Source organism: Nitrospirota bacterium (assembly GCA_016219645.1).
GTDB lineage: Bacteria > Nitrospirota > Nitrospiria > Nitrospirales > Nitrospiraceae > Palsa-1315.
This window is the reverse complement of sequence record JACRLR010000026.1, coordinates 1-21250: the sequence shown is the minus strand read 5'-3', so window position 1 is coordinate 21250 and position 21250 is coordinate 1. Positions and strand designations below refer to the sequence as shown.

20 protein-coding genes are annotated in these 21250 nt (G+C 55.4%); 15 read left to right on the top strand and 5 right to left on the bottom strand.

The window, feature by feature from the left end:
* Nucleotides 1-21 precede the first annotated feature (21 nt).
* Nucleotides 22-1473, bottom strand: coding sequence for a hypothetical protein (locus tag HZB34_11090; protein ID MBI5316507.1), 1452 nt, complete (start codon nt 1471-1473; stop codon nt 22-24).
* Between the two features lie 206 nt (nt 1474-1679).
* Here HZB34_11090 and HZB34_11085 point away from each other — a divergent pair, with 206 nt between their 5' ends.
* From HZB34_11085 to HZB34_11060, 6 genes are all read left to right on the top strand, one after another.
* Nucleotides 1680-2153, top strand: a complete 474-nt coding sequence (locus tag HZB34_11085) for a 50S ribosomal protein L9 (GenBank protein MBI5316506.1) — start codon at nt 1680-1682, stop codon at nt 2151-2153.
* Nucleotides 2154-2170: 17 nt separating this feature from the next.
* Complete coding sequence (locus HZB34_11080) at nt 2171-3433, top strand: serine hydroxymethyltransferase (GenBank protein MBI5316505.1); 1263 nt, start codon at nt 2171-2173, stop codon at nt 3431-3433.
* Between the two features lie 31 nt (nt 3434-3464).
* On the top strand, nt 3465-3929 hold the full coding sequence (gene nrdR, locus HZB34_11075; GenBank protein MBI5316504.1) for a transcriptional repressor NrdR: 465 nt from the start codon (nt 3465-3467) through the stop codon (nt 3927-3929).
* Nucleotides 3930-4029: 100 nt separating this feature from the next.
* A complete protein-coding gene (locus tag HZB34_11070) occupies nt 4030-5139 on the top strand; it encodes a hypothetical protein (protein ID MBI5316503.1) in 1110 nt (369 codons plus the stop codon).
* Nucleotides 5126-5797 carry a response regulator transcription factor gene (locus HZB34_11065; protein ID MBI5316502.1) on the top strand — a complete coding sequence of 224 codons (672 nt, stop codon included), beginning with the start codon at nt 5126-5128 and terminating at the stop codon, nt 5795-5797. Before HZB34_11070 ends, HZB34_11065 begins: the two co-directional genes overlap by 14 nt.
* A 254-nt stretch (nt 5798-6051) precedes the next feature.
* Entirely contained in the window at nt 6052-7020 is a 969-nt protein-coding gene (locus HZB34_11060) for a UDP-3-O-acyl-N-acetylglucosamine deacetylase (protein ID MBI5316501.1), read from the top strand.
* Between the two features lie 238 nt (nt 7021-7258).
* Here the strand turns inward: HZB34_11060 and HZB34_11055 are convergent, their stop codons facing one another.
* Nucleotides 7259-7768: a winged helix-turn-helix domain-containing protein gene (locus HZB34_11055; GenBank protein ID MBI5316500.1), complete on the bottom strand. Its 510-nt coding sequence runs from the start codon at nt 7766-7768 to the stop codon at nt 7259-7261.
* A 197-nt stretch (nt 7769-7965) separates the two neighbouring features.
* Between HZB34_11055 and HZB34_11050 the strand changes: the two genes are divergently transcribed.
* The 3 genes from HZB34_11050 to HZB34_11040 all read left to right on the top strand — a co-directional run bounded on the left by HZB34_11050 (nt 7966) and on the right by HZB34_11040 (nt 9647).
* Nucleotides 7966-8784 (top strand): inositol monophosphatase, encoded by an 819-nt coding sequence (locus HZB34_11050; protein ID MBI5316499.1) that lies wholly within the window; start codon nt 7966-7968, stop codon nt 8782-8784.
* Between the two features lie 148 nt (nt 8785-8932).
* Nucleotides 8933-9217, top strand: a complete 285-nt coding sequence (locus tag HZB34_11045; protein ID MBI5316498.1) for a hypothetical protein — start codon at nt 8933-8935, stop codon at nt 9215-9217.
* Nucleotides 9218-9314: 97 nt separating this feature from the next.
* Nucleotides 9315-9647: a carboxymuconolactone decarboxylase family protein gene (locus tag HZB34_11040; protein MBI5316497.1), complete on the top strand. Its 333-nt coding sequence runs from the start codon at nt 9315-9317 to the stop codon at nt 9645-9647.
* A gap of 20 nt (nt 9648-9667) precedes the next feature.
* Here the strand turns inward: HZB34_11040 and HZB34_11035 are convergent, their stop codons facing one another.
* Together HZB34_11035 and HZB34_11030 are read right to left on the bottom strand one after the other, a co-directional pair.
* Complete coding sequence (locus HZB34_11035) at nt 9668-11527, bottom strand: RiPP maturation radical SAM protein 1 (protein ID MBI5316496.1); 1860 nt, start codon at nt 11525-11527, stop codon at nt 9668-9670.
* A gap of 42 nt (nt 11528-11569) precedes the next feature.
* On the bottom strand, nt 11570-11920 hold the full coding sequence (locus tag HZB34_11030) for a 4a-hydroxytetrahydrobiopterin dehydratase (GenBank protein ID MBI5316495.1): 351 nt from the start codon (nt 11918-11920) through the stop codon (nt 11570-11572).
* Between the two features lie 748 nt (nt 11921-12668).
* Between HZB34_11030 and HZB34_11025 the strand changes: the two genes are divergently transcribed.
* From HZB34_11025 to HZB34_11000, 6 genes are all read left to right on the top strand, one after another.
* Nucleotides 12669-13118, top strand: coding sequence for an Rrf2 family transcriptional regulator (locus tag HZB34_11025; GenBank protein ID MBI5316494.1), 450 nt, complete (start codon nt 12669-12671; stop codon nt 13116-13118).
* Nucleotides 13119-13127: 9 nt separating this feature from the next.
* Complete coding sequence (locus tag HZB34_11020; GenBank protein MBI5316493.1) at nt 13128-15623, top strand: sulfurtransferase TusA family protein; 2496 nt, start codon at nt 13128-13130, stop codon at nt 15621-15623.
* Nucleotides 15624-15747: 124 nt separating this feature from the next.
* The gene (locus HZB34_11015) at nt 15748-16455 is read left to right on the top strand and encodes a phosphoadenylyl-sulfate reductase (GenBank protein MBI5316492.1); all 708 of its coding nucleotides are present in this window, start codon (nt 15748-15750) and stop codon (nt 16453-16455) included.
* Nucleotides 16455-17516, top strand: a complete 1062-nt coding sequence (locus tag HZB34_11010) for an anthranilate phosphoribosyltransferase (protein MBI5316491.1) — start codon at nt 16455-16457, stop codon at nt 17514-17516. The genes HZB34_11015 and HZB34_11010 overlap by 1 nt, the downstream gene beginning before the upstream one ends.
* 21 nt (nt 17517-17537) lie before the next feature.
* Complete coding sequence (locus HZB34_11005) at nt 17538-18335, top strand: sulfate adenylyltransferase subunit 2 (protein ID MBI5316490.1); 798 nt, start codon at nt 17538-17540, stop codon at nt 18333-18335.
* Nucleotides 18336-18473: 138 nt separating this feature from the next.
* Entirely contained in the window at nt 18474-20318 is a 1845-nt protein-coding gene (locus HZB34_11000; protein ID MBI5316489.1) for an adenylyl-sulfate kinase, read from the top strand.
* A 432-nt stretch (nt 20319-20750) separates the two neighbouring features.
* On the opposite strand, the gene HZB34_10995 is transcribed toward HZB34_11000, so the two are convergent.
* Nucleotides 20751-21065 carry a hypothetical protein gene (locus tag HZB34_10995; protein ID MBI5316488.1) on the bottom strand — a complete coding sequence of 105 codons (315 nt, stop codon included), beginning with the start codon at nt 21063-21065 and terminating at the stop codon, nt 20751-20753.
* Nucleotides 21066-21250 lie beyond the last annotated feature (185 nt).

The following is a 21250-nucleotide window of genomic DNA, read 5'->3' as shown; positions in this document are numbered from 1 at the left end:
CGTCAAGCAAGCGCATTTCGATCACCGGATCTGCGATTCGCGTGGTCTCCAGAGCCCTGCTGCCTCGATGTCGCGCCGGTCCCCGCTGATGACAATCCGCTCGCGGACAAGTCCGGCGGCGCCGAGTAGGGGAGCCGCTGCGATCCACGGTGCCTCGTCGGCGATCAAGACATCGAACCGGACTCGACTGAACAGAGGATCATTGAGCACCCGCGATGCTGTGGTCACCAGGACCCGTCTATTCTGAAGAAACGCTTGGCGGTTTGTGTCTTCTTCCGCAGCAAGCAATTCCCGGATCTTTTTCGTTCCGCCAAGCCGGGTGATCTCTTCCTTCAGATCGCTAAACTCCGGCCGCATATCTTTCGGCACAGCAGCCTCCGGTACAAGTTCAGCGATACGCACCTTGGCGACATCGACTTCCTTCCGCAGTTCGGCGCACTGACTTTCGTACAGCTGGAGGTATTGCTGCAGAGAATCGACATTTTTCCCGACAGCCTGCAGGCTGAGTCGTTGGAAGAGTGGCAGATTCTCGTACTCAGCCAGTGTGGTTTGGACCTCGCTGATCTTGGCTTGTAAGTCGCTGATCTGTGTCAGCAATCGCCATTCCAAGAGACGCACCTCATCGAGGTCCTTTTGCTTCTGCCCCTTATACGCCAGCACCGGTGTCAACTCTCGAAACCGTTCGTACTTACGCCTAAGTGCAGCCTTATCCGCACGCGACTTGGTATAGAACTGATCCATCTGGGCTTCGAACCCCAGCTCATGAATCCCGATGCCTTCGACCTGCTGGGCTAATGCAATTTCGTAGCGACTTACCCAGGTCTGATGTTTGAGGCCTGCGGCTATTATGGCTCGGGCGGCTGCCCCGACAAATGAGTCTGCTGTCTGGTGATTGGGACAAACGACCAGCGTGCGTTTATTGGTGAGAATGAACTCAATCGCCAGGGAGGCTAATCGTTGTCTGCGCTGGGAGAGATCGTCATCCCAGACTGTCGTGAGAGCCGACGATCCTGCGCTCGTCACAGAAATTTCCTCCGTTCCCCTTGTCGCTCCGAGGAATGGAGCGAGGCGGTCTGCCGGGCCGAGGCGATAGGAGTCCGGCTGTGCGATTATGTCGCGCAGCCGCTTGGCCGAGGTCACCAGGCGCCCCGCCCGATCGGGAATCACGGTCGCCTCGGTACAGGACTGTCCAATGGCATCGAATGTCTGCATAAGGATCACATGCCCTTGTCCGCCAAGCACGATGCCCTCGGTCGGCTCCAAGTCATCGTGAGGGATAATCGAGCAGGGAGTGTCATGTTCAATAGATGTCCCATGCGGAAGCGTCAGCTCATATAGATGAAGCGTGCCGATGGTGTCGACAAGTCGGCATGCCACCTGAGTAATCGGCTGGTCGGGCGTCGTGCTACTGGCCGATTTCTGTTCGGCCTCAATCCGAAGCGCCCACGTCTCAATCAGGTCTCGTGCGGTCATGAAATCCCTGGAAAGTCCTTCGTATTATCCGTTCGCCATCATACGGTCGGCTTCTTATACCTGTCCAGCCTGCCATAATTGTGTGTTCTCAGAATTCGCGATGGCTTGGCAACCAAGGCCATGTACTATCACATGCACATCGTGAATTGACTTTTTACTAGCCCCTCAGTATCCTCTTTCCCTTTCCAACAGAAGGAGTTAGAGGCATGAAGGTTATTCTACAAGAAACGATGGACGGGGTCGGACATCTCGGTGATTTGCTTGACGTGAGAGACGGGTATGCTCGGAACTTCCTTATCCCCCGCAAGAAAGCAGTGCTGGCTGATAGTCGCAGTATCAAAGCCTTTGAGCATATCAAGCGGGTAGCAGGCGAACGGGCAAAGAAGGAAAAGCTGGAGATCGAAACCCATGCCAAGAGTATCTCAGCCTTGTCTCTGACGATACAGGCGCAGGTCGGTAAGGACGACAAGATGTTCGGGTCGGTCACAGTCAAAGACATTGCGGAGAAAATGCTGGAACAGGGATTTACGGTGGATCGGCGCAAGATCCAACTGGACCATCCAATCAAGGAACTCGGCACCTTCACCGTGCCGATCAAGCTTCCTCGGGATGTGACAGCAGCTGTGGTGATCCATGTTGTCAAGAAACAGGAAGCTGAAGAGGCCCCTGCAGAGGCCTAACAGGAGAATCATCTCTCATGAAAGATGTGATTGGTTCGCTGGATGCGCTCAAAACGGCAGACCCGGCTGTGTATGCCGCGATGGCTGCCGAAGAAGAGCGGCAACGCGACAAACTCATTTTGATCGCTTCGGAGAACTTCGCCAGCCCCGCCGTCCTGGCCGCCCAGGGATCCCTCATGACCAACAAGTATGCCGAAGGGTATCCGGGGAAACGCTACTACGGCGGGTGTCAGCATGTGGATACGGTAGAGAATCTCGCCATTGAGCGCTGCAAGCAGATCTTCGGTGCGGAACATGTAAACGTACAGCCGCACGCAGGATCCCAGGCCAATATGGCAGCCTATCTCTCTGTATTGAAACCAGGAGACACTATCCTGGGAATGGACCTCGCCCAAGGCGGCCACCTCACGCACGGCAGCAAGGTCAATTTTTCAGGGATCCTGTTCCGTGTGTTTTCCTATGGCGTGGACCGTGAGACTGAAACCGTCAACTATGACGTGGTGCAGAAGCTTGCGGAGGAATGCCGTCCACGTATGCTCGTCGTAGGCGCTAGCGCCTATGCGCGCACCTTCGATTTTCCGCGATTCCAACAGATCGCGAAGTCGGTCGGCGCCTATCTGCTGGTTGATATCGCCCACATTGCCGGGTTGATCGCTGCCGGGCTCCATCCGAATCCTGTCCCCTATGCAGATTTTGTCACCACGACCACTCATAAGACCCTCCGCGGGCCACGAGGCGGTGTCGTGATGTGCAAGGCTGAGCATGCCAAAGCGGTCGACAAGTTTATTTTCCCAGGTATACAGGGTGGGCCTTTTATGCATGTGATCGCAGCGAAGGCCGTCGCCTTCAAAGAAGCCCTCTCGCCCGGTTTCAAGCGGTATCAGCAACAGGTGATCGCCAACGCGAAAGTGCTGGCCCAAGGACTCCTCGACCATGGGTACAAGATTGTGTCAGGCGGCACGGATACTCATCTCATGTTAATGAACCTGACCAATAAAGGTATTACAGGTAAAGAGGCGGATGCAGCACTGGACGCTGCCGGCATTATCGTGAACAAGAATGCTGTACCCTACGACGAAAAGCCGCCGGCCGTCGCCAGTGGCATTCGGCTGGGAACTCCGCTTGTCTCTACCCGCGGGATGAGGGAAGCCGAGATGAAAGAGATTGTGGGCTTGATTGACCGGGTGCTGCAGCATCGGCAAGACCCTGCGATGCTCGAAGAAATCCGCACTCAGGCCAAAGCGCTTTGCAGCCGTTTCCCGTTTTTTCATACCTACTAAATCCACATCAGACGGGGCAGGATAACCGCCTGTGAAATGTCCGTTCTGCGATGAACTCGAAGATAAGGTCGTCGACTCGCGCATGGCGAAGGAAGGCGAGGTGATTCGCCGCCGCCGGGAGTGTCTCGGCTGCAAGCGCCGCTATACCACCTACGAACGCGTCGATGAGATTCTTCCCATGGTGGTCAAAAAGGACGGCCGCCGGGAGTCGTTCGACCGTACAAAAATTCTCGCCGGCCTCAAGAAGGCCTGCGAAAAACGGCCGATCAGTACTGCCACCATCGAAGCCGTGACGGATCGCATTGAGAAACGTATTCAGGAAATGGGGGAAACCGAAATCGAGAGTCGGATCGTGGGTGAAGAGTTGATGAAGGAGCTTCATCAATTGGATCAGGTCGCCTATGTTCGCTTTGCGTCGGTCTATCGTGAGTTCAAAGACATCGACCAGTTCATGGATGAGCTGAGAACGTTGGCCCAGCAACGACGCGAGCGGTGAGGGCGGTAGGTCCCTCCTCCCCCCTCATCCTGCTCTTCATGCCCTTCCGCGCATCGTCGGTCCACAACAGGGTACAATTTCTGAACGAGAAGGCGTCAAGATGCCGACAACCCAAGCCCTATCTCCCAGACGATTGCGCAAAACCGGAACATCGGGCGCCACGCATGTCGCGATCATCGGGGCGGGCCGTGGCGGCACGGCGCTGATGGAGGTCTTTGCGGCAGATCCGCTAGTCCAGATTGTGGGCGTGGCGGAAATCAAGGCCAACGCTCCTGGCATTGCACTGGCGAGGCGGCTCAATATTCCTGTCACCCGCGATTACAGGCAGCTCCTAGACCTTGAACATGTAGACCTCCTCATCGACGTGTCAGGGAACGCGAAGGTCTGGGAGTCGCTCCAAGATTTCCACCAGATGGGCGTCACCATCATCGGCGGGGCAAGTGCTAAATTCATGTGGGAACTCATCGAAGCCCGCATCCGAGCCACGGCAGAGATCGAGAAATCCTTGAATAAATACCAGTCGCTCTATCGACTTTATGTCAAGGAGACAGGTGTGGCGGTGACGGATGAACGGACGCGTATTGCCTGCGAAATGCACGATGGCCTCGTGCAGAATCTGGCCGGGGTAAACTTCAAGCTGGACCTGAGTCTACAACTGATTCGAAAAGATCCGAAAGCCAGCCTGGCCGCCTTGCGCGAAAGCAAAGCACAACTGAAGCTGGCCATTCATGAAGCGCGGCAAGCCATCTTCAATCTCCGCCCGCTCCACTACGAGAAGATGGAGTTGCTCCCTGCCCTGACCAACTATCTCACCTCGTATGAGACTCAGTATCACATCAAGACCCAGTTCCATGTATCCGGCGATGAACAGCTCTTGTTCCCGCGTACGAAGATCTTCCTGTTTCGCATTGTGCAGGAAGCCCTCAGTAACGTGGAGAAACATGCGAAAGCGACTCGGGTCACCGTGAGGCTGGACATCGACCCCAAGCTCCTCCGCGTCACCATCGTGGACAACGGCGTGGGATTCGACATGGACACCGTGCTGCGCGATCCCGACAAATGGGATCACTTCGGCATTCGTGGAATCCTGGAGCGGGCTCGGCTCGTGGGCGGTGAGGGCAAGATAGAGTCCCAAAAAGGGCATGGCACGACCATCGTTGTGGACATCCCTCTGGATAAAAAGGAGAGGAAGACCCATGGAGAAGATTAAGGTGCTTATCGCAGACGACCATCGCGTCGTACGCGAGGGGCTGGCCGCAATCCTCAAGATGAAAGACGACATTCATATCGTAGGCGAGGCTCAGGATGGTATGGAGGCTGTCGAGAAGGTGAAGACCTTATTTCCTGACGTCGTGTTGATGGACGTGAGCATGCCCCGGATGGGTGGGGTCGAGGCGACCAGACAAATCAAGCGCGAGTTCCCTCACATTGGCATCGTGGCCCTGACCATGTATGACGAGCAGCAATACATTTTCGATTTGGTGCGCGCCGGTGCCACAGGCTATCTCTTAAAGGATTCAGAGTCCTCGCAGATCCTCGCTGCAATACGGGCAATCTATAAGGGCGAATCACTGATCCATCCATCTGTGGCGAGCAAGATCTTGGCGGAGTTTTCCCTCATGTCTCAGAAGAAAGGGAAAAAGCCTGGATGGGTCGAGCACGATCTGAGCGAACGAGAGATCACGGTGCTACGCTTGGTGGCAGACGGCAAGACGAACAAGGAAATTGCCAATCACTTGGATCTGAGCGAAAAGACCGTCAAAAATCACGTGCGCAATATTTTCCATAAACTACAAGTCTACGATCGTACGCAGGCAGCCATCCTGGCGATTCGGAAGGGTTTGATCGAGTTGGACCCTCGGCCATAATGATTGGGGTCCGCCAGGACAGGGGGGGGGTATTTTAGCGACCTTTCCTGCAAAATCTCGTGATCGACTCCATGTGAGTCCTGGTGGCTGCGACGAATAAGGACATGAATTTCAGTTCGCTAACTATTGTAAAAGTCACAAGTGTTAGATTTTTACAACATGACTTTATGTTGCCACAGAAGATAGATTAAATTGTATAATCAATATGTTATATTGTGCTTATGTAACAATTCGCGCTGGCACACGAGTTGCTGATGCTTCCACATGAATTTTATCGAGGTGACGTTGTGAGGGCTCAGCAAACTTTAGCGACTGCAGTGAGTTGTGTAGGAGTTGGGTTGCACTCCGGACAGTCCGTTACCCTCACGCTCAGGCCTGCCGCACCAAATACCGGTGTTGTTTTCATAAACCGGAACGGCAAGGACGGAGCCTCTCTCGCAGCTTCCATTGAACATGTGGTGCCTACGGAACTCTGTACGGCGATCAGCGGCAACGGGTTTCAAGTACAGACGATTGAGCATGTCCTGGCAGCATTGGCCGGGCTCGATATCGATAACGTGTATGTTGAGCTTACTGCCGGTGAGGCTCCCGTCATGGACGGCAGCGCGGGACACTTTGTTCGCTTAATTCGGTCAGTGGGAATTGTGTCTCAAAGCCGGCGGCAACCCTATCTGAAAATCACACGGCCTCTTGAAGTCGTGGATGGGGCACGTCGAGTTCGCATCGAACCGTCCTCAACCACCAAAATCACGTATTCCATCCACTACAATCATCCTTTGATCCAGACTCAGACCTACGGCTATGAGCATTCAGCCCATGCTTTTGAGCATGAGATTGCGGATGCCAGGACATTTGGGTTCATGCAAGAGGTGGAAGCCATTTGGGCGCGCGGGCTCGGGAAGGGGGGCAATCTGGACAATACGATCGTGCTCTCTCAAGACGGTATTGTTAATGAGTCGGGCCTTCGCTTTGCCAATGAGTTCGTGCGTCATAAGATCCTAGACTTGATCGGAGATTTTTCGTTGCTCGGAGTACCGTTTATTGGACACTTGCTCGCCGAGCGTTCGGGGCATGCGCTACACACGCGTCTCGTTCAGCAGATTCTCACTCACCCCGACAGCTGGGTGTTACTCAATACTGGCGATACAGTCGCTGTGTCTGGGCATCGTTCTGCCATGACCGCACCGCGATTCGCATCACTGGTGGCCCTCCAAGCTTCCTGATAACACGCATTCTCCTTAGGCTCCTAGCATAGAATGCTAGCGCGCAGGTTTGCCGAACTGGCGTGATGTTGTATGACGTGCAGGTGACTCTGATGTGACTTAACGTCGGGAGCAAGTAGCCTCGCTCCCGACGCTAGAATCAAGGCGGGGACTACTTCTTCTTCTTCTTTGCTGCTTTCTTCGTCGCCAAGACTCTCACCCCCCTTCGTGCATTTTGAGGTCTCACTCACTTGACACACTACACTGCGTGGATCAAAGACTGTTCCAATGCTTCGAACGTATTGGGACCCACTTTCTTGAACCGCTTGTCCCGTTTCAATGAGGTGGCCACTGAGGTCAGTGGCGTTTTCCCCTTGATCTGGAGCCCGCCCTCAACCAACCGCTGCACAAGTTCTTTTGCGTGCATCGGGCGGTTCGCCTCGCGGAGCATTTCGTATGCCGCTTCCGACACGCTTTTCCCCGAATACTTGCTCCGCCCCATGAGGATTTCTCTCGACTGGTCGGTGACATCCGTATTCGGTCGCTGTCGAGCACCTTTTTCGTCGGAATAGAATTGACTAGAGAGACTGGCGAGCTTGGCTTTATCGGCTTCCACACGATAGAGGGTTTCCGCCAATTCCAAGTATTTTTTGATCGTGGCGATTTCGTCGTCCAGTCGACGACGTTTCTTTTCGAGCTCTTGCAGACGGTTCTTGTACGCGCTGATTCGCTGTTCAAGCCCAACCAATATATCGGTGAGTTCTTCCATGCACTTGCCCCAGGATGAAGCATGCTTGCTTTATAGCATTGCTTTCGTAGCAAGTCAATAGAGAAAGTTGCAATAAAGACTTGTATGGCATGATCGCTTTAAAACGTTTCCATGCTTGCCACGATTGCGTTCTGTTCGGTCGATCCCCCCATCAAGACACCTGGGTGGCACACAGTCTCGTGCTATGATGCTGCCTTATGGGTTTACCGTCAGGTCAGGATGTCCCTCTCGACAGTCTCCTCTCAGTCGCCACCGACGCAGCTCGACAGGGAGGAGCCGTTCTAGCGGAATGTACGCGCAACGGCTTCCACATTGAACTAAAGCAGACCATCAATCTTGTCACGAACGCGGACCATCAGGCAGAGCAACAGATCATCGACGTTATCCACGCCGCCTTCCCGGATCATCCTGTCCTTGCCGAGGAACGCGGACTGAGCGAGCATTGTCCATCCCGTTACAAATGGGTGATCGATCCGCTCGATGGCACAACAAATTTCGCCCATGGGTTCCCGGCCTACTGTGTCTCCGTCGGGGTGGAATGCGACGGACGTGGGATTATCGGGGTAGTCTACGACCCGACTCGAGACGAACTCTTTACCGCGCAAATGGGCCATGGGGCTTACCTCAATGGGATTCCCATTTCTGTGTCCACAACAGACCATCTCGATCGTGCACTCCTCGTAACGGGATTTGCCTACAACATTCGCGAGACCACGAACAATAACTTGAATCACTTTGCACGATTCGCATTGAAAGTGCAGGGATTACGTCGAACAGGAACGGCAGCCCTGGACCTGTGCTATGTTGCGGCCGGCCGGTTTGATGGGTTTTGGGAAGTGACACTGAACCCCTGGGACATGGCAGCTGGAGTCGTCATTCTGCGAGAAGCCGGCGGCACGGTGACGGACTTCAAAGGCGCTCCCCATTCGATTTATGGGCAAGAATTGGTCGCAAGCAATGGGCCGATCCATCAGGCCATGCTCGACTTGCTTCAAGAAGACCCAACTCCTTCATAAGGCGTAAGGCATCAATTCCGCTGCGCTCGCATCAGACGATTCAGATGGCCGAACTGTCTCGGCTGGCCCCGGAAGCCATTCAGCAGATGTACAGATAGAATGGCGATGCGGTATGATTCTACCGACAGGATGGAAGGAGATTGGCGATATGGCACGTTCAACGTCCCCATCGGGAGAATCAAACGGAAATAGATCCCAACCTGCGGATGTCGAATCACACATCAAGGAAGTGGAGCTGCTACGGGTGCTCGTGAGCCGAAAGGGCACACAAGTCGATGCTCAATGGGCGATCCATCCTCAACTCAAACAAGATCTTCCGCCGCGGGAGTGGCAAGAAGTCACAGACCTTATGGCAAAAGTGACTGGGATCGTCGGCACACGATTTTCGCAGGTGCTCATGCGGGCGGATTCTGAACCGCCCAGCAACGCCTAGCACTCGTGCAAAGTGGAGTGAGGAATTGTGAGTTATGAATGAACGGCGCACGATCATTCAACATTCAAAATTTAGCATTCATAATTTGGAGTAACGGATGGAGACCTATTATCATCCCCACGACCTGGGAAAGTTCGCCGAGATGGGTAAGGGCAACAAAGATCTCTGGGAAAAATTCATGGCGTACTACAGCGCTGTGTTTGCTGAAGGGGCTCTGACCGAGAGGGAAAAGTCCCTGATTGCCCTCGCCGTCGCCCATGCCGTTCAATGCCCCTACTGCATTGATGCCTACACGCAAGCCTCCCTTGAAAAAGGCTCGAATATCGAAGAAATGACGGAAGCTGCCCATGTTGCCTGTGCCATTCGAGGTGGTGCTTCGCTGGCGCACGGAGTCCAGATGCGCAATGTAGCTGAGAAGCTCTCGATGTGACGGGCTGGTGTGCCAATCAGCTAGAGGTAGGAGTGTTCTGGAACGGCGAGGGTAAAGTATTTCCCACGTTCTTCGTAGAGGATTCGTGCAGCTGTTAATACCCCAAGGGCCTGATTCATCTCTTCATCGTAGCCTCCATTCATGTGCAGCCGCTGTGCCAACAGGGTACGGATCTGGTCAGGGCTCTTGGCCGTTTCGTTACAGACCTCGATAATTTCAGCCGCAGGCCAATCGAAGCGCCGCCGTATTGGCGCCTTTGGGTTTCGACCATCGTAGACTGTGACATAGTCCATAGCCTTCGAATAGTACAGAAACGGTCGATCACTCGAACCGGCTAATCGTTGCCACTCCTCCACCAGGGCGACCAATTCTTGGAATACCTGTTGATCCACATTCCAATTGTCTAGCTCATACTCGAAATCGTACGCAATCTTGCTCAGGTCAACCTGTCGGGCGTCATAGACATACTCGTAGGCAATCCCAGGACCGGTAATGCGGACACCATACTCATGGGGCCTGCTGTAGTAGGGACTGAAGCGTTGCAGCCAGAATCTTCCGACCCCCTCCGGCGGCTGCAGATGGAACAATGATGGAAGAAGTTCGATTTGCCGCCGGTAGTCCTCATTGGTTTCTCCGGGAAACCCGAGCAAGATATTCCAGGACACTGTGATGTGGTAATAGGCGCTCCACTTGAGGCAGATAATATTCTGCATCGGGGTCACGCCCTTATCCATCGTCTGGAGCTGATGAAGACTTAGACTTTCCAGCCCTGGCTGCATACATTTCACACCCCCGGCAGCTAACGTGCGAATCTGACTCTTGTGGAGATTGCTCTTGGTTTCGATGAAGATGTCCAGATCGCAATGGTCTGCAGCGAATTTTCCAAACAGGCTGTCGATGTATTTCATGTCGATGATATTGTCTACCAGGCGGAAACGTGCCGTGTCGTATCTCTGGGACAGGTAGGTCATCTCTTGCGAGACCTGCTCCGGTGATTTGGCGCGAAATTTCATACTTTGGGCATTCAGCCCGCAAAACGTGCAGTGGTGTTTCTCTCCCCACCAACAGCCGCGAGAACCCTCGTAGAGCAGGATACGATCCAATCCCTGGGCCGCCTCACCGAGTTCGGCAAGCAGGTGGTAATAGTCGTCGTAGTCTGGGGGGCCGGTGCTCGTGAAGTCGGTAAAGAGGGAGCTGTTCGGTGTGAATTGGATCTGGTGGCCTTGTCGGTATGCAACGCCGTCTGGTACCTTGTCGCCCCTTCCCTCCAAGACCGTTCGGACCAGCGCCGGAAATGCCTCTTCTCCCTCTCCGATTACGACATGATCGATGAAGGGGAAAGCTCGGAAATATTCCAATCCCATCTCACCGTCGTAATTCGCTCCGCCGAAGACGATCGCAATTTCAGGATAGAGATCCTTGATCAACTTCGCCATCGTGAGGCTGGCGACGTTTTGATCGAATGTCGACGTGAAGCCGACGATCTTGTACCGGCCCCAGTCGATGGTAGTCAGCGCCCAGGTCAAGAACTGTGGTGCAGTCCTCTCCATCATGTCTTCGAAAAATGAAGCTGGATAGCCGCTCTCCTTGGTGACTTGCTCAAACACCGGCTTGAACAGGCGGGCATACTCAGCGCGCTTCGGATTATCGCGGAATAAGAGGTATGAAAATAGCCATTCACCGAAGAGCCCCCGCTTCTCACAAATCGTTTCATATAGGGGGACGCCGATCTGGTAGGCGAATCGCACGTTCAGGTGATGGCAGTCGACAGGGATCTGTTGAGACTTGAGCAGAGCGGACAGGGTTCCCAGCTGGATGGAAGGAAACTTCGAGTAGCTGAACGGCATGTTGACGAGCGCCACTTGGGCTTTGTCGCTCATTTCATGCCTCGTAAGGTCATGCGACAACCATCCGGCTCACGGTTAGTCAGCCACCGCGCGAAACGGCTCAAACTCCCGATCGGCTTTGGCTGCCAAGTAAAAATCGCTCTCCGTCAGACCGTCGATCTTGTGTGTCCAGATCTCGATCTTGCACTTGCCCCAGGCGAGATAGAGATCAGGATGGTGCCCCTCCGCTTCTGCCACGGCTCCCACCCTGTTCACGTAGGCTAACGCTTGAGCAAAGTCGGCGAATGTGTAGAGCCGTTCCAGATGTCCTTGTCCATTCAATGACCATCCACGGCCAAGCTCTTTCAATAGAGTCTGAGCACGATCGGGCGGAACCGGTGGCACCCCGCCGCGGCAGGGGATACATTTGTTGTCAGCAAGGCCCATGGCGCCACCTCCTGGTTGGACATCACTGCATCCGAGGGTTACGTCTAGATCGGTATTCTAAAGGGGGCTCGAGAGGAAGGGCAAGTTCGTAAAGAACAGGGAGGGACTCTTTGCAAGCCTAGAACAACATGGGCGACCCTGCACTAAGGTGGGAGGTCGCCCATGTTGTGGCGCTTAGGACGCCAGATTTCTTATGTAGACTGTCTCGGCCCAGGTAAAACTGAGGCCCGCGCGACGGCTTGAGCATTGGACAACTGATCGGGGGAGCAAAAATACGTCCCAGGCGCTTGTGTTCCTCGCACCAGCGTCGAGTTCTCCATCTTTTAGCGGCTTGTACCTTCTTGGATTTTTGTGCCGTAACGGCACAGCCAGTGGAGAACCGGCTAGCACGACCGATCAGAGTCCCGCCCTCGAGTCGGCGGGCCTGTGTGGCCAGGTGGAGTCAGGTCATCCATCGCTACCCTCCTCTCTTGAGAAAGTTGGCGGGGCACCCGTTGACAGTCGCGCGTTCTGTCCGGTACCCCTGATCGAATGAATGGGCCGTAGGTTCCTCTTACGCCTATTAAGAAATTGTGTCAATGGGAAAGACGCTCAAGAAGAATAATTGTTCACATTCCTCTCACTGTCATTGAAGCAAGGCCGGAGAAAAAATTTGCGCTACCCATTGGAGACAGGTGGCTTGACAGGAAGGCCTTCCGTGGGGTATTAAACGAGCAATGAATTTTAATTCCGACCGGAATACTCATGTATGAAGGTATCTCTCAGGGCAACCTATGGAATCATGGCGGCAGTCGATTTAGCGATGCATTTTGGGGCTGCACCAGTCCAGGCAAAATCGATCGCACGACGACAGGCAATTCCTGCTCGCTTTCTTGAACAGGTCCTTTACGGGATGAAGAAGGCCGGTTTAGTATCGAGCCTTCGCGGCGCGCAGGGGGGGTACATACTTTCAAAGAAACCCTCCGATGTATCAGTCGTCGAGATTCTTGAAGCGCTCGACGGTCCGCTCCTGCCATTAAGAGGTAGAGCTGACCGGGCAGAAGCGCGACGACTGAACAAACAGGAACTGTTACTTGGGAAGGTATGGGAGCAGGTCTATCGAGCTGAGCGAGGAGTGCTCGAAGCCATAAGCGTGGAAGAACTAGCCGGGCAGCAACGGTTGCTCGAACAAGAGCGATCGTTGATGTACCACATATGAGGTCAACCTATGAATCGCACACCACCTAGCATAGTGCCCATAAACATAGAGCCTATTGCTCCTGCCATTATGGAAGAGATCGAGACCTTCGAGGCTGAGGCCCGCCGCCTGGTTTCCGGTGATGTTTCAAGCGATCTGTTTAGACCATTTCGGCTCCAATATGGCATCTATGGTCAACGACAAGCCGGCGTCCAGATGGTCCGAATCAAGATCCCCTTCGGGGGACTGACGTCCAACCAGCTTCGTCGGGTCGCGGAATTAGCCGAGCGATATGCCACTGGTGTCGGGCATGTGACCACGCGCCAGGATATCCAACTCCATTTTGTCGAATTACAGGATGTGCCGGCCATTATGCGTGGATTGGCGGAAGTCGGCCTGACTACGAGAGAGGCCTGCGCGAACACGGTGCGTAACGTCACAGCTTGCCATCTCGCCGGAATCTGCCGAGGGGAAGTATTCGATGTGACGCCCTATGCGAAAACCGTCGCGCTCCACCTCTTGAGGAATCCACTCAACCAGAGTCTCCCGCGCAAATTTAAGATTGCCTTCTCCGGCTGTCAGCAGGACTGCGCGCTCACGCCGATTCACGATATCGGGCTTCTTGCAGCCAAGCGCGCGGACGGAGCCGTCGGTTTTCGCATGGTTGCAGGAGGCGGTCTCGGGTCAGCTCCCAGACTCGCGCAGGTTCTTCGGGAATTCACGCCGATGGATGAGCTGATCCCAAGTGTGGAAGCCGTGATTCGGGTGTTCGACACCTTGGGCAATCGAAAAAATCGCACGAAAGCCCGGATGAAGTTTGTCATCGAAAAGCTGGGGTTCGAGGAATTCAAACGTCGGTGGGAAGAGGCGTATGTCTCAATGGGGCATGCCCGTCCGACCCATGAGCCGATCAAGTTACTCTCCTATCCTGACGAGCCGCTCCACCTGATCATGCCCACGTCGAATGGGGCGAAGCCATCAGCGGCGCAGAACAATGGACACCACCAGGCTACGCGACCGGAGACGCCGTTTGAAATGTGGCGACGCACCAATGTGGTTCGTCAGAAGCAGGAAGGCTACGTCGCCGCCGTGACGAAATTATTCATGGGCGATCTCACGACAGAACAGATGCTGCACATCGCCGATCTTGCGGATCGCTACTCCAACGGCAACATTCGGACGACGATCAATCAAAACATGGTCATTCGATGGATACCGGAGTCGCGCATCGCCGACCTCTATGATGACTTGGCCTCACAGGGCTTAGCCGACCCCGGCGCCGAATTGGTCGAAGATATTATCGCCTGCCCAGGCACCGATACGTGCGGTCTGGGGATCACGTCTTCCAAGGGGCTCGCGCGAGCCCTGGCAGAGGTGTTCCCGGCCGGGTTGGTTCCTGAGGATCTGAAAGATGTCAGCGTCAAGATCAGCGGTTGCCATAACTCCTGCGCGCAGCACCATATCGCCACGATCGGCTTGCACGGAGTGGGAAAACGAATCGGCGAGCACGTTGCGCCATTTTACGAATTGCATTTGGGTGGACGGGTCGACGGGACGGCGAAGATCGGACAGATGGTGGTCAAGTTGCCGGCCAAGAGTGTGTCAGCGGCCATCACACATTTGATTGAAGTGTATCGGCGTGACCGTGTATCCGGCGAAGGGCTGCCGGCCTTCATCGATCGCGTCGGCAAGGTCAAACTCAAGGATGAATTGATCCCTTACACGATCGTCCCGTCTTTCCAAGATGATCCGACCTTCTACTATGACTGGGAAGGGGAAGACGAGTTTGTCTTGGAGGACCTCGGTCCCGGTGAGTGTGCCGGCGGCGCACTTGAAATGATTGAAAACGGCATTCTGGAAGCCGATCAAGAGCTGTATCAGGCGAAACTGCTTGTCGATAACCATCAGTATTCCGTCTCGGTGAACAAGTCGTATCGCGCGGTGTTGGCCGCTGCCAAGGCGTTGCTGGTCACGGAAGGGCTTGAACCTTCGACCGATGCAGAAACCTTCATCGAATTCGACAGCCGGATCGCGCAAAAAGGCATCGTTCCCGCGATGTATCGAGACTTGAGGAAAAGCGTCGGCGATTTAGGGCCGAAGGACACCACGGGCGAATCGGCTCGCGACAAGATGGCCTTTGCCAAGGGATTCGTCGATGCCTGTCGTGCCGCCACGGATCAGATGGGGAAAGATCTCAAATTGGCGCCAGTGGGGAAGGCAGAAGGCGCTGCGACCAGCGTGGCACAGGAGGTTACGCCTACGGTATTGTCTGCTCCCGCACCTGCCCCGTCCAGCGTGCCGGTATACGATCTACGAGGAGTGGCTTGTCCGATGAATTACGTCAAGACCAAGCTGAAACTGGAAATGATGGATGCAGGCGAACAATTGGAAGTCTGGCTCGATGCGGGGGAACCCATCAAGAACGTGCCCCTGAGCTTGAAAAACGATGGGCATAAATTGTTGGTGCAGGAACCGCTCGAAGCCGCCGCAGATCACTATCGGATTTTGGTCGAAAAAGTGGAATAGTGCGGCGAGAAGGATGTTTCCTTGCTCGCGCAACGCGCACATTCGGAAAGTGCTCGTTGGACGCGCGCAGTTGGAAATCATCCTTCTCGCCGCACGGGGTGTGAGTGAAGGTAGAAAGAAGTCAATGGGAAATATCTCATCGGAAGAACTACAGGCGTGGGGCGAGTCGTTCGAGGCAAGGCAGCCGCAAGAGGTGCTGGCTGCTGCGATTGAACGGTACGAGCCGAAGATTGTTCTGGCCTGCAGCTTCGGGGCGGAAGATGTTGTGCTTGTAGATATGGTCCACCGTATTGATCCGTCTGTGCCACTCTTCTACCTCGACACGGATTTTCTCTTTCCCGAAACCTATGCCACGCGTGATCGCGTGATCGAGCGCTACGGGTTGCAGCCACAACAAGTGATGCAGGTGAAATCGTTGCTCACGCCGGAGCAGCAAGCGGCTCAGTATGGCGAGGCCCTGTGGACGCGCCAGCCCGATCAATGTTGTGAGTTGCGCAAAGTGGAACCCCTCACGCGAGTGCTTAAGGAGTTCGACGCCTGGATCACCGGGATCAGGCGGGACCAGTCTGTCACGAGGGCCAATGCCAAGCTGATCGAGTGGGACCAGAAATTTCAGTTAGCGAAAGTCAATCCACTCGCGCAGTGGACCTGGGAGGATGTCTGGACCTACATCCGTGTCCATGGAGTGCCTTACAACGCATTGCATGACCGCAACTATCCCAGTATCGGCTGCACATACTGCACGAGCCCCGTGATGCCCGGCGAAGATTCCCGCGCGGGGCGGTGGAAAACTTTTACCAAGACCGAGTGCGGGTTACACAAGGCCTCATAATGTCGATGCAGGATCTGATCGCCAAGATTGCGAAGGGGCCGAGAGCTGCCAAGGATCTCACCTGGGACGAAGCGAAACGGGCGATGAAATCGCTCATTGAAGGGGAAGCCACGCAGGCACAGGTGGGGGCCTTTCTCGTTGCCATGCGGGTCAAGACGGAATCGGTCACCGAACTGGCCTCGATGACCGCAGTCGTGCGCTCCTATGTGGCGCCTGTCCCGATCCAGCGAGATCTCGGCGTTGTGGATCTGCCGAGTTACGCCGGCAAACAAGAAACCTTTCATGCTCTTGCTGCTGCCGCAATCGTGGCGGTGTCGGCAGGCGCGTCGGTATTGATGCATGGCTATGACGGGATTCCCGGCCGGGCAGGAAATGCCGGGGTCTTCAAAGCCTTGGGCCTGCCGGTTGAGATGGGGCCGAAAGAAGCGGCGGAGGCAGTGGCACGGCATGGATTTGCCTATCTGGACATCGCCCTCTACCACCCTCCGGTCTATCGTTTTTTAGAAATGCGGCAAGAGTTGGGGGTGCGGAATGTGTTTCATCCTATAGCCAGGCTCTTGAACCCGGCTCGTGCCTTGTCTCAGGTCGTCGGACTATCCCATCCTCCCCATTTTGAAAAGACGGCTGAAGTATTGCGAATGCTGGCTTGCCCCCGTGCGTTGGTGGTGAGCGGCGTTGAAGGCGACCCTGAGCTCTCGGTCGCAGGCATCACCAGGGTGCTGGAATTGCGAGATGAGAGGATTACGCCTCTCTCGTTCGCGTCCAGAGACGTCGGGATGCCGCTGGGCACACCACGCGATATGGCTGGTTTTCCGTCTGATCAGCGAGAGAAAGAAGCGGATCTGATCCGGCGGATTCTTCACAATCAAGTTCCTGGCGGACCCTACCACTGGGTATTGATGAACGCATCGTTGATTCTGTATGCCGCAGGCAAGGGGGCGACATGGGCCTCATGTGTGCCGCTGGCGCGACGTGCGATTGAAGAGGGGGCGGCGGCGCGAAAGCTGGAGGAATTGACTCAGGAGCCGGTGGAAATTGGTGCAGCCGGTCGACCATATTGAGCATACGAGAGGATTGAGTCCGTGCAACACCTTCGTCAATTAGAAGATCAGAGCGTCTATATCCTCAGAGAAGCCTATAAACATTTCAACAACCTGGCGATGCTGTGGTCGATGGGGAAGGATTCGACCGTGCTGCTGTGGTTGGCCAGAAAGGCTTTTTTCAGCCACGTCCCGTTTCCCCTTTTACACGTCGACACAAGCTATAAAATCCCCGCCATGATCGAATATCGAGACCGCATGGCCCGCGAGTGGGGCCTGAACTTAGTCGTGGGCCAGAACAAGGAAGCGCTCGCGGCTGGAATGAACCATACGCTGGGCCGCGTTAACTGCTGCACGGCTTTGAAAACCAATGGGCTCAAGCAATTGATTGAGCAGAAGGGCTATACAGGTATCATTCTGGGAGTGCGCGCAGATGAGGAAGGGACGAGAGCCAAGGAGCGTTACTTCTCGCCGCGCGACAAGCACGGCGATTGGGATTTCCGTGATCAGCCGCCGGAGCTCTGGGATCAATTCAAGACGACCTTTCCTCCGGGAACCCACATCCGGATCCATCCGCTGCTGGATTGGACGGAAATCAATATTTGGGAATATATCAAGCTCGAAAACATCCCGTTCATGGATCTGTACCTCGACAAAGGCGACGGCACCCGTTACCGCAGTCTCGGCTGTGCACCCTGTACGACCCCGATCAAGTCGACCGCGAAGTCTGTGGACGACATTATCGATGAGTTGCGGCATACGACGGTAGCAGAGCGATCGGGTCGAGCACAGGACGAAGGGCGCGGGATGGAGTTGCTTCGCAAAGATGGCTACATGTAGCGGCAGAATGTTGAAACAGGCATCCAGCGGCGTTCTCAGTCGCCCATCTCCCTGCGACGTACCACAAGGGTACGCCTCAGTCGCTGGGCTCCCTGCGGCCTTGCTGGACTGCCTGTTTGAACATTCTGGAGTCTAGGAATGGCAGAAACAATCTCGAAACCATCGGACAGTCTGAATATCGTCATTGTTGGGCATGTGGACCACGGGAAGTCGACATTGCTGGGGCGCCTCTATGCCGATACGGGATCGTTGCCGGATGGCAAACTTGAAAAGGTCCAAGCCATCTGTCAGCAGCAGGGGAAGGAATTTGAGTATGCGTTCCTGTTCGATGCCTTTCTTGAAGAACAGGAGCAGGGCATCACGATCGATACGGCGCGGACCTTCTTTGGCTGGAAGGGCCGGCACTACATCATCATCGATGCGCCGGGGCACAAGGAGTTTCTCAAGAACATGATCTCCGGGGCGGCCAGGGCCGAAGGGGCGTTGCTGCTGATCGATGCGTTGGAGGGAGTGAAGGAACAATCCAAAAAACATGGCTATCTCTTGTCTCTCCTGGGCGTCCGCCAGTTTGCCGTCGTGGTGAACAAGATGGATCTGGTCGGTTACCGGCAGGATGTGTTCGACGGGATTGAAAAGGAATATCGGGAATTCCTCGGGCAGTTCAAGGCGGTTCCCCAGCAGATCATTCCGGTCAGTGCCAAACTCGGAGACAATATCGCCAACCGGAGCGGGTCAATGCCGTGGTACAGCGGTCCGACCGTGCTGGACGCACTCAGTGCCTTTCGTAAGGAGCCGGGGCGGTCCGAGCAGCCGCTTCGCCTGCCGGTTCAGGATGTGTACAAGTTCGATGCCCGCCGCATTATTACAGGGCGCGTCACAGCCGGGCGTGTCAAGGTCGGCGACTCTCTGGTCTTTTCACCGTCGAACAAACGGGCGACGATCAAGTCGATTGAGGCGTTCAATATCGATCCTCCACCGATCGAGGGCCATGCGGGCCAGTCAGTCGGTGTCACGCTCGACGAGCAGATTTTTGTGGAACGAGGAGAGATCGCCTCACATCAAGATGAACTCCCGCTGGTATCGACGGCCTTTCGAGCCAACGTATTCTGGCTGGGCCGGAAGCCGTTGGAGCGGGGCAGGCGCTATCAGCTCAGAGTGGCGACGAAAGAAGTCGATTGTGAAATTGCCACTATCCATCGAATCATCGACACGATGGATCTGGCGCAGCAGCAAGGCAGCGCGGTCGTGAATAAGAACCAGGTTGCTGAATTGACGATTCGGACGAAAGCGCCGGTCGCATTTGACCTCTCGGTTTCGTCTGAGGCAACGGGCCGGTTTGTCCTCGTGGACGAGTATGACATTGCCGGCGGCGGGATCGTGACAGAGTTGGTCCGTGACGATCAGGAGTTTCTCCGCGAAGAAGCGCGGCAACGGGATTTCGCCTGGGTGAAAGGCGAGGTCGGCGTCGAGGATCGCGCGCAACAGTACGGCCACCGGGCCGCCATAGTGCTGGTGACCGGGGGGCGGCATACGGGGAAGTCTTTCCTTGCCAGAACCATCGAAGCAAGACTCGTAGCGGACGGCCGACATGCATACCTGCTCGATGGCGAGAATCTCCGACGGGGGCTCGATGCAGATCTTTCGGAGGGGGAGCGAGGCCAGGCGACAGAGATGGCTCGCCGCTACGGAGAAGTCGCGAGGTTACTTGTCGATACCGGGTTAATTGTGGTCTCGACGACCAATCCTTTCGGCATGGCCTATGTCGAAGCAGCACAGGCTATCAGGACGCTCGTCCATCCGGTCCCGGTGGTTGCCGTTCATATGAGCAAGGTACCGGAGGAAGTCCCGCCCAATACCGATATCGTACTTTCAGGTCCGGTAGACTTCGATGCAGCCACTCGGCTGATTCTCGAAGAACTCAAACGCCGTGGAGTGCTGGCTCAGGCGATTGGGGCGAAGCCGATCTTTCAGTATTCGATCTAGCAGGGAACGGGGTAGCTGGGACGATCCCTTTGCTCGCGCAACGCGCGGTCGAAGACTCCCCTCGTTGGACGCGCGCAGTCGGGATCATCCCACCCACCCTTTTCCCCGTTTCAAGGTGTCTGTCAAATCCGGGCCACCTCAGACCCCTTAACCTCACTCTCGATACGACGGTATGGGTCGATTACCTCCGGGGAACGCGTACTCCCCATACCGAATGGCTTGACGCTCAGTTGCCGAGAGAACGGCTGGGTTTCCCCAATTTGATTCTCTGTGAAGTGTTCAGGGGATCAAGCGGAGCTGTTGAAGTTGGCGGTTTTTGAGATAGGGACGGTTGGAATTGCGGTCGATCAGGAATAAAAGGGGTCAGACCCCTTAAGCACCCCCACTGTTGCTGACTCCCTTTTCTTCACCTACCCTCTTTGCCTTACTATCTTACTTTCCCTGAGACAGGTGCATGACAGCGGTTTCTGCGTGTTTCGTGGCTACGTCAGCATGGCCCGCTTTCCCATGCTCAATGGCTTCTTTCAGATGTGCAATCCCTTCGGCCACATGCGGATGATCCGTGCCTCCCTTCAGGGCATGTTGCAGCGCGGCTTCCGCATGTGCCAGGAGTGTCTCAGCATGACCCTGTTTGCCATGGTCCACCGCTTCTTTCGCGTGCTCAAGGGCCTCCTTGAGGTTCTGCTCTTCTTGACGCACAACGTCCCGCCGCGCCCCGCCCTCCCCGAATACCGCTTGCAAAGGCAGCACTGTGGTGGCGACTAAGGCTAGGATGCCGGCCAGCGTGACAGCTAGGGAAGGTCTGATTAATTCATGTTTGCACGAAGAACTCTGTTCCTGGGTGGATCAACGGGGGCAAACAGGTGGGAATCCGCTGGTCCGAGCGCGTCTTTCTCGGGGTTAGCCCGCTGTCGGGCCGCCCGGAACCTCGG

Excerpts from the sequence above, each read along its gene's own strand:
- HZB34_11080 (MBI5316505.1), top strand. The coding sequence starts at position 2,171 with ATGAAAGATGTGATTGGTTCGCTGGATGCGCTCAAAACGGCAGACCCG.
- HZB34_11070 (MBI5316503.1), top strand. The coding sequence starts at position 4,030 with ATGCCGACAACCCAAGCCCTATCTCCCAGACGATTGCGCAAAACCGGA.
- HZB34_11085 (MBI5316506.1), top strand. The coding sequence starts at position 1,680 with ATGAAGGTTATTCTACAAGAAACGATGGACGGGGTCGGACATCTCGGT.
- HZB34_11055 (MBI5316500.1), bottom strand. The coding sequence starts at position 7,768 with ATGGAAGAACTCACCGATATATTGGTTGGGCTTGAACAGCGAATCAGC.
- HZB34_11010 (MBI5316491.1), top strand. The coding sequence starts at position 16,455 with ATGTCGATGCAGGATCTGATCGCCAAGATTGCGAAGGGGCCGAGAGCT.
- HZB34_11015 (MBI5316492.1), top strand. The coding sequence starts at position 15,748 with ATGGGAAATATCTCATCGGAAGAACTACAGGCGTGGGGCGAGTCGTTC.
- HZB34_11035 (MBI5316496.1), bottom strand. The coding sequence starts at position 11,527 with ATGAGCGACAAAGCCCAAGTGGCGCTCGTCAACATGCCGTTCAGCTAC.
- HZB34_11000 (MBI5316489.1), top strand. The coding sequence starts at position 18,474 with ATGGCAGAAACAATCTCGAAACCATCGGACAGTCTGAATATCGTCATT.
- HZB34_11045 (MBI5316498.1), top strand. The coding sequence starts at position 8,933 with ATGGCACGTTCAACGTCCCCATCGGGAGAATCAAACGGAAATAGATCC.
- HZB34_11025 (MBI5316494.1), top strand. The coding sequence starts at position 12,669 with ATGAAGGTATCTCTCAGGGCAACCTATGGAATCATGGCGGCAGTCGAT.
- HZB34_11090 (MBI5316507.1), bottom strand. The coding sequence starts at position 1,473 with ATGACCGCACGAGACCTGATTGAGACGTGGGCGCTTCGGATTGAGGCC.
- HZB34_11060 (MBI5316501.1), top strand. The coding sequence starts at position 6,052 with ATGCTTCCACATGAATTTTATCGAGGTGACGTTGTGAGGGCTCAGCAA.
- HZB34_11020 (MBI5316493.1), top strand. The coding sequence starts at position 13,128 with ATGAATCGCACACCACCTAGCATAGTGCCCATAAACATAGAGCCTATT.
- HZB34_11030 (MBI5316495.1), bottom strand. The coding sequence starts at position 11,920 with ATGGGCCTTGCTGACAACAAATGTATCCCCTGCCGCGGCGGGGTGCCA.
- HZB34_11040 (MBI5316497.1), top strand. The coding sequence starts at position 9,315 with ATGGAGACCTATTATCATCCCCACGACCTGGGAAAGTTCGCCGAGATG.
- HZB34_11065 (MBI5316502.1), top strand. The coding sequence starts at position 5,126 with ATGGAGAAGATTAAGGTGCTTATCGCAGACGACCATCGCGTCGTACGC.
- HZB34_11050 (MBI5316499.1), top strand. The coding sequence starts at position 7,966 with ATGGGTTTACCGTCAGGTCAGGATGTCCCTCTCGACAGTCTCCTCTCA.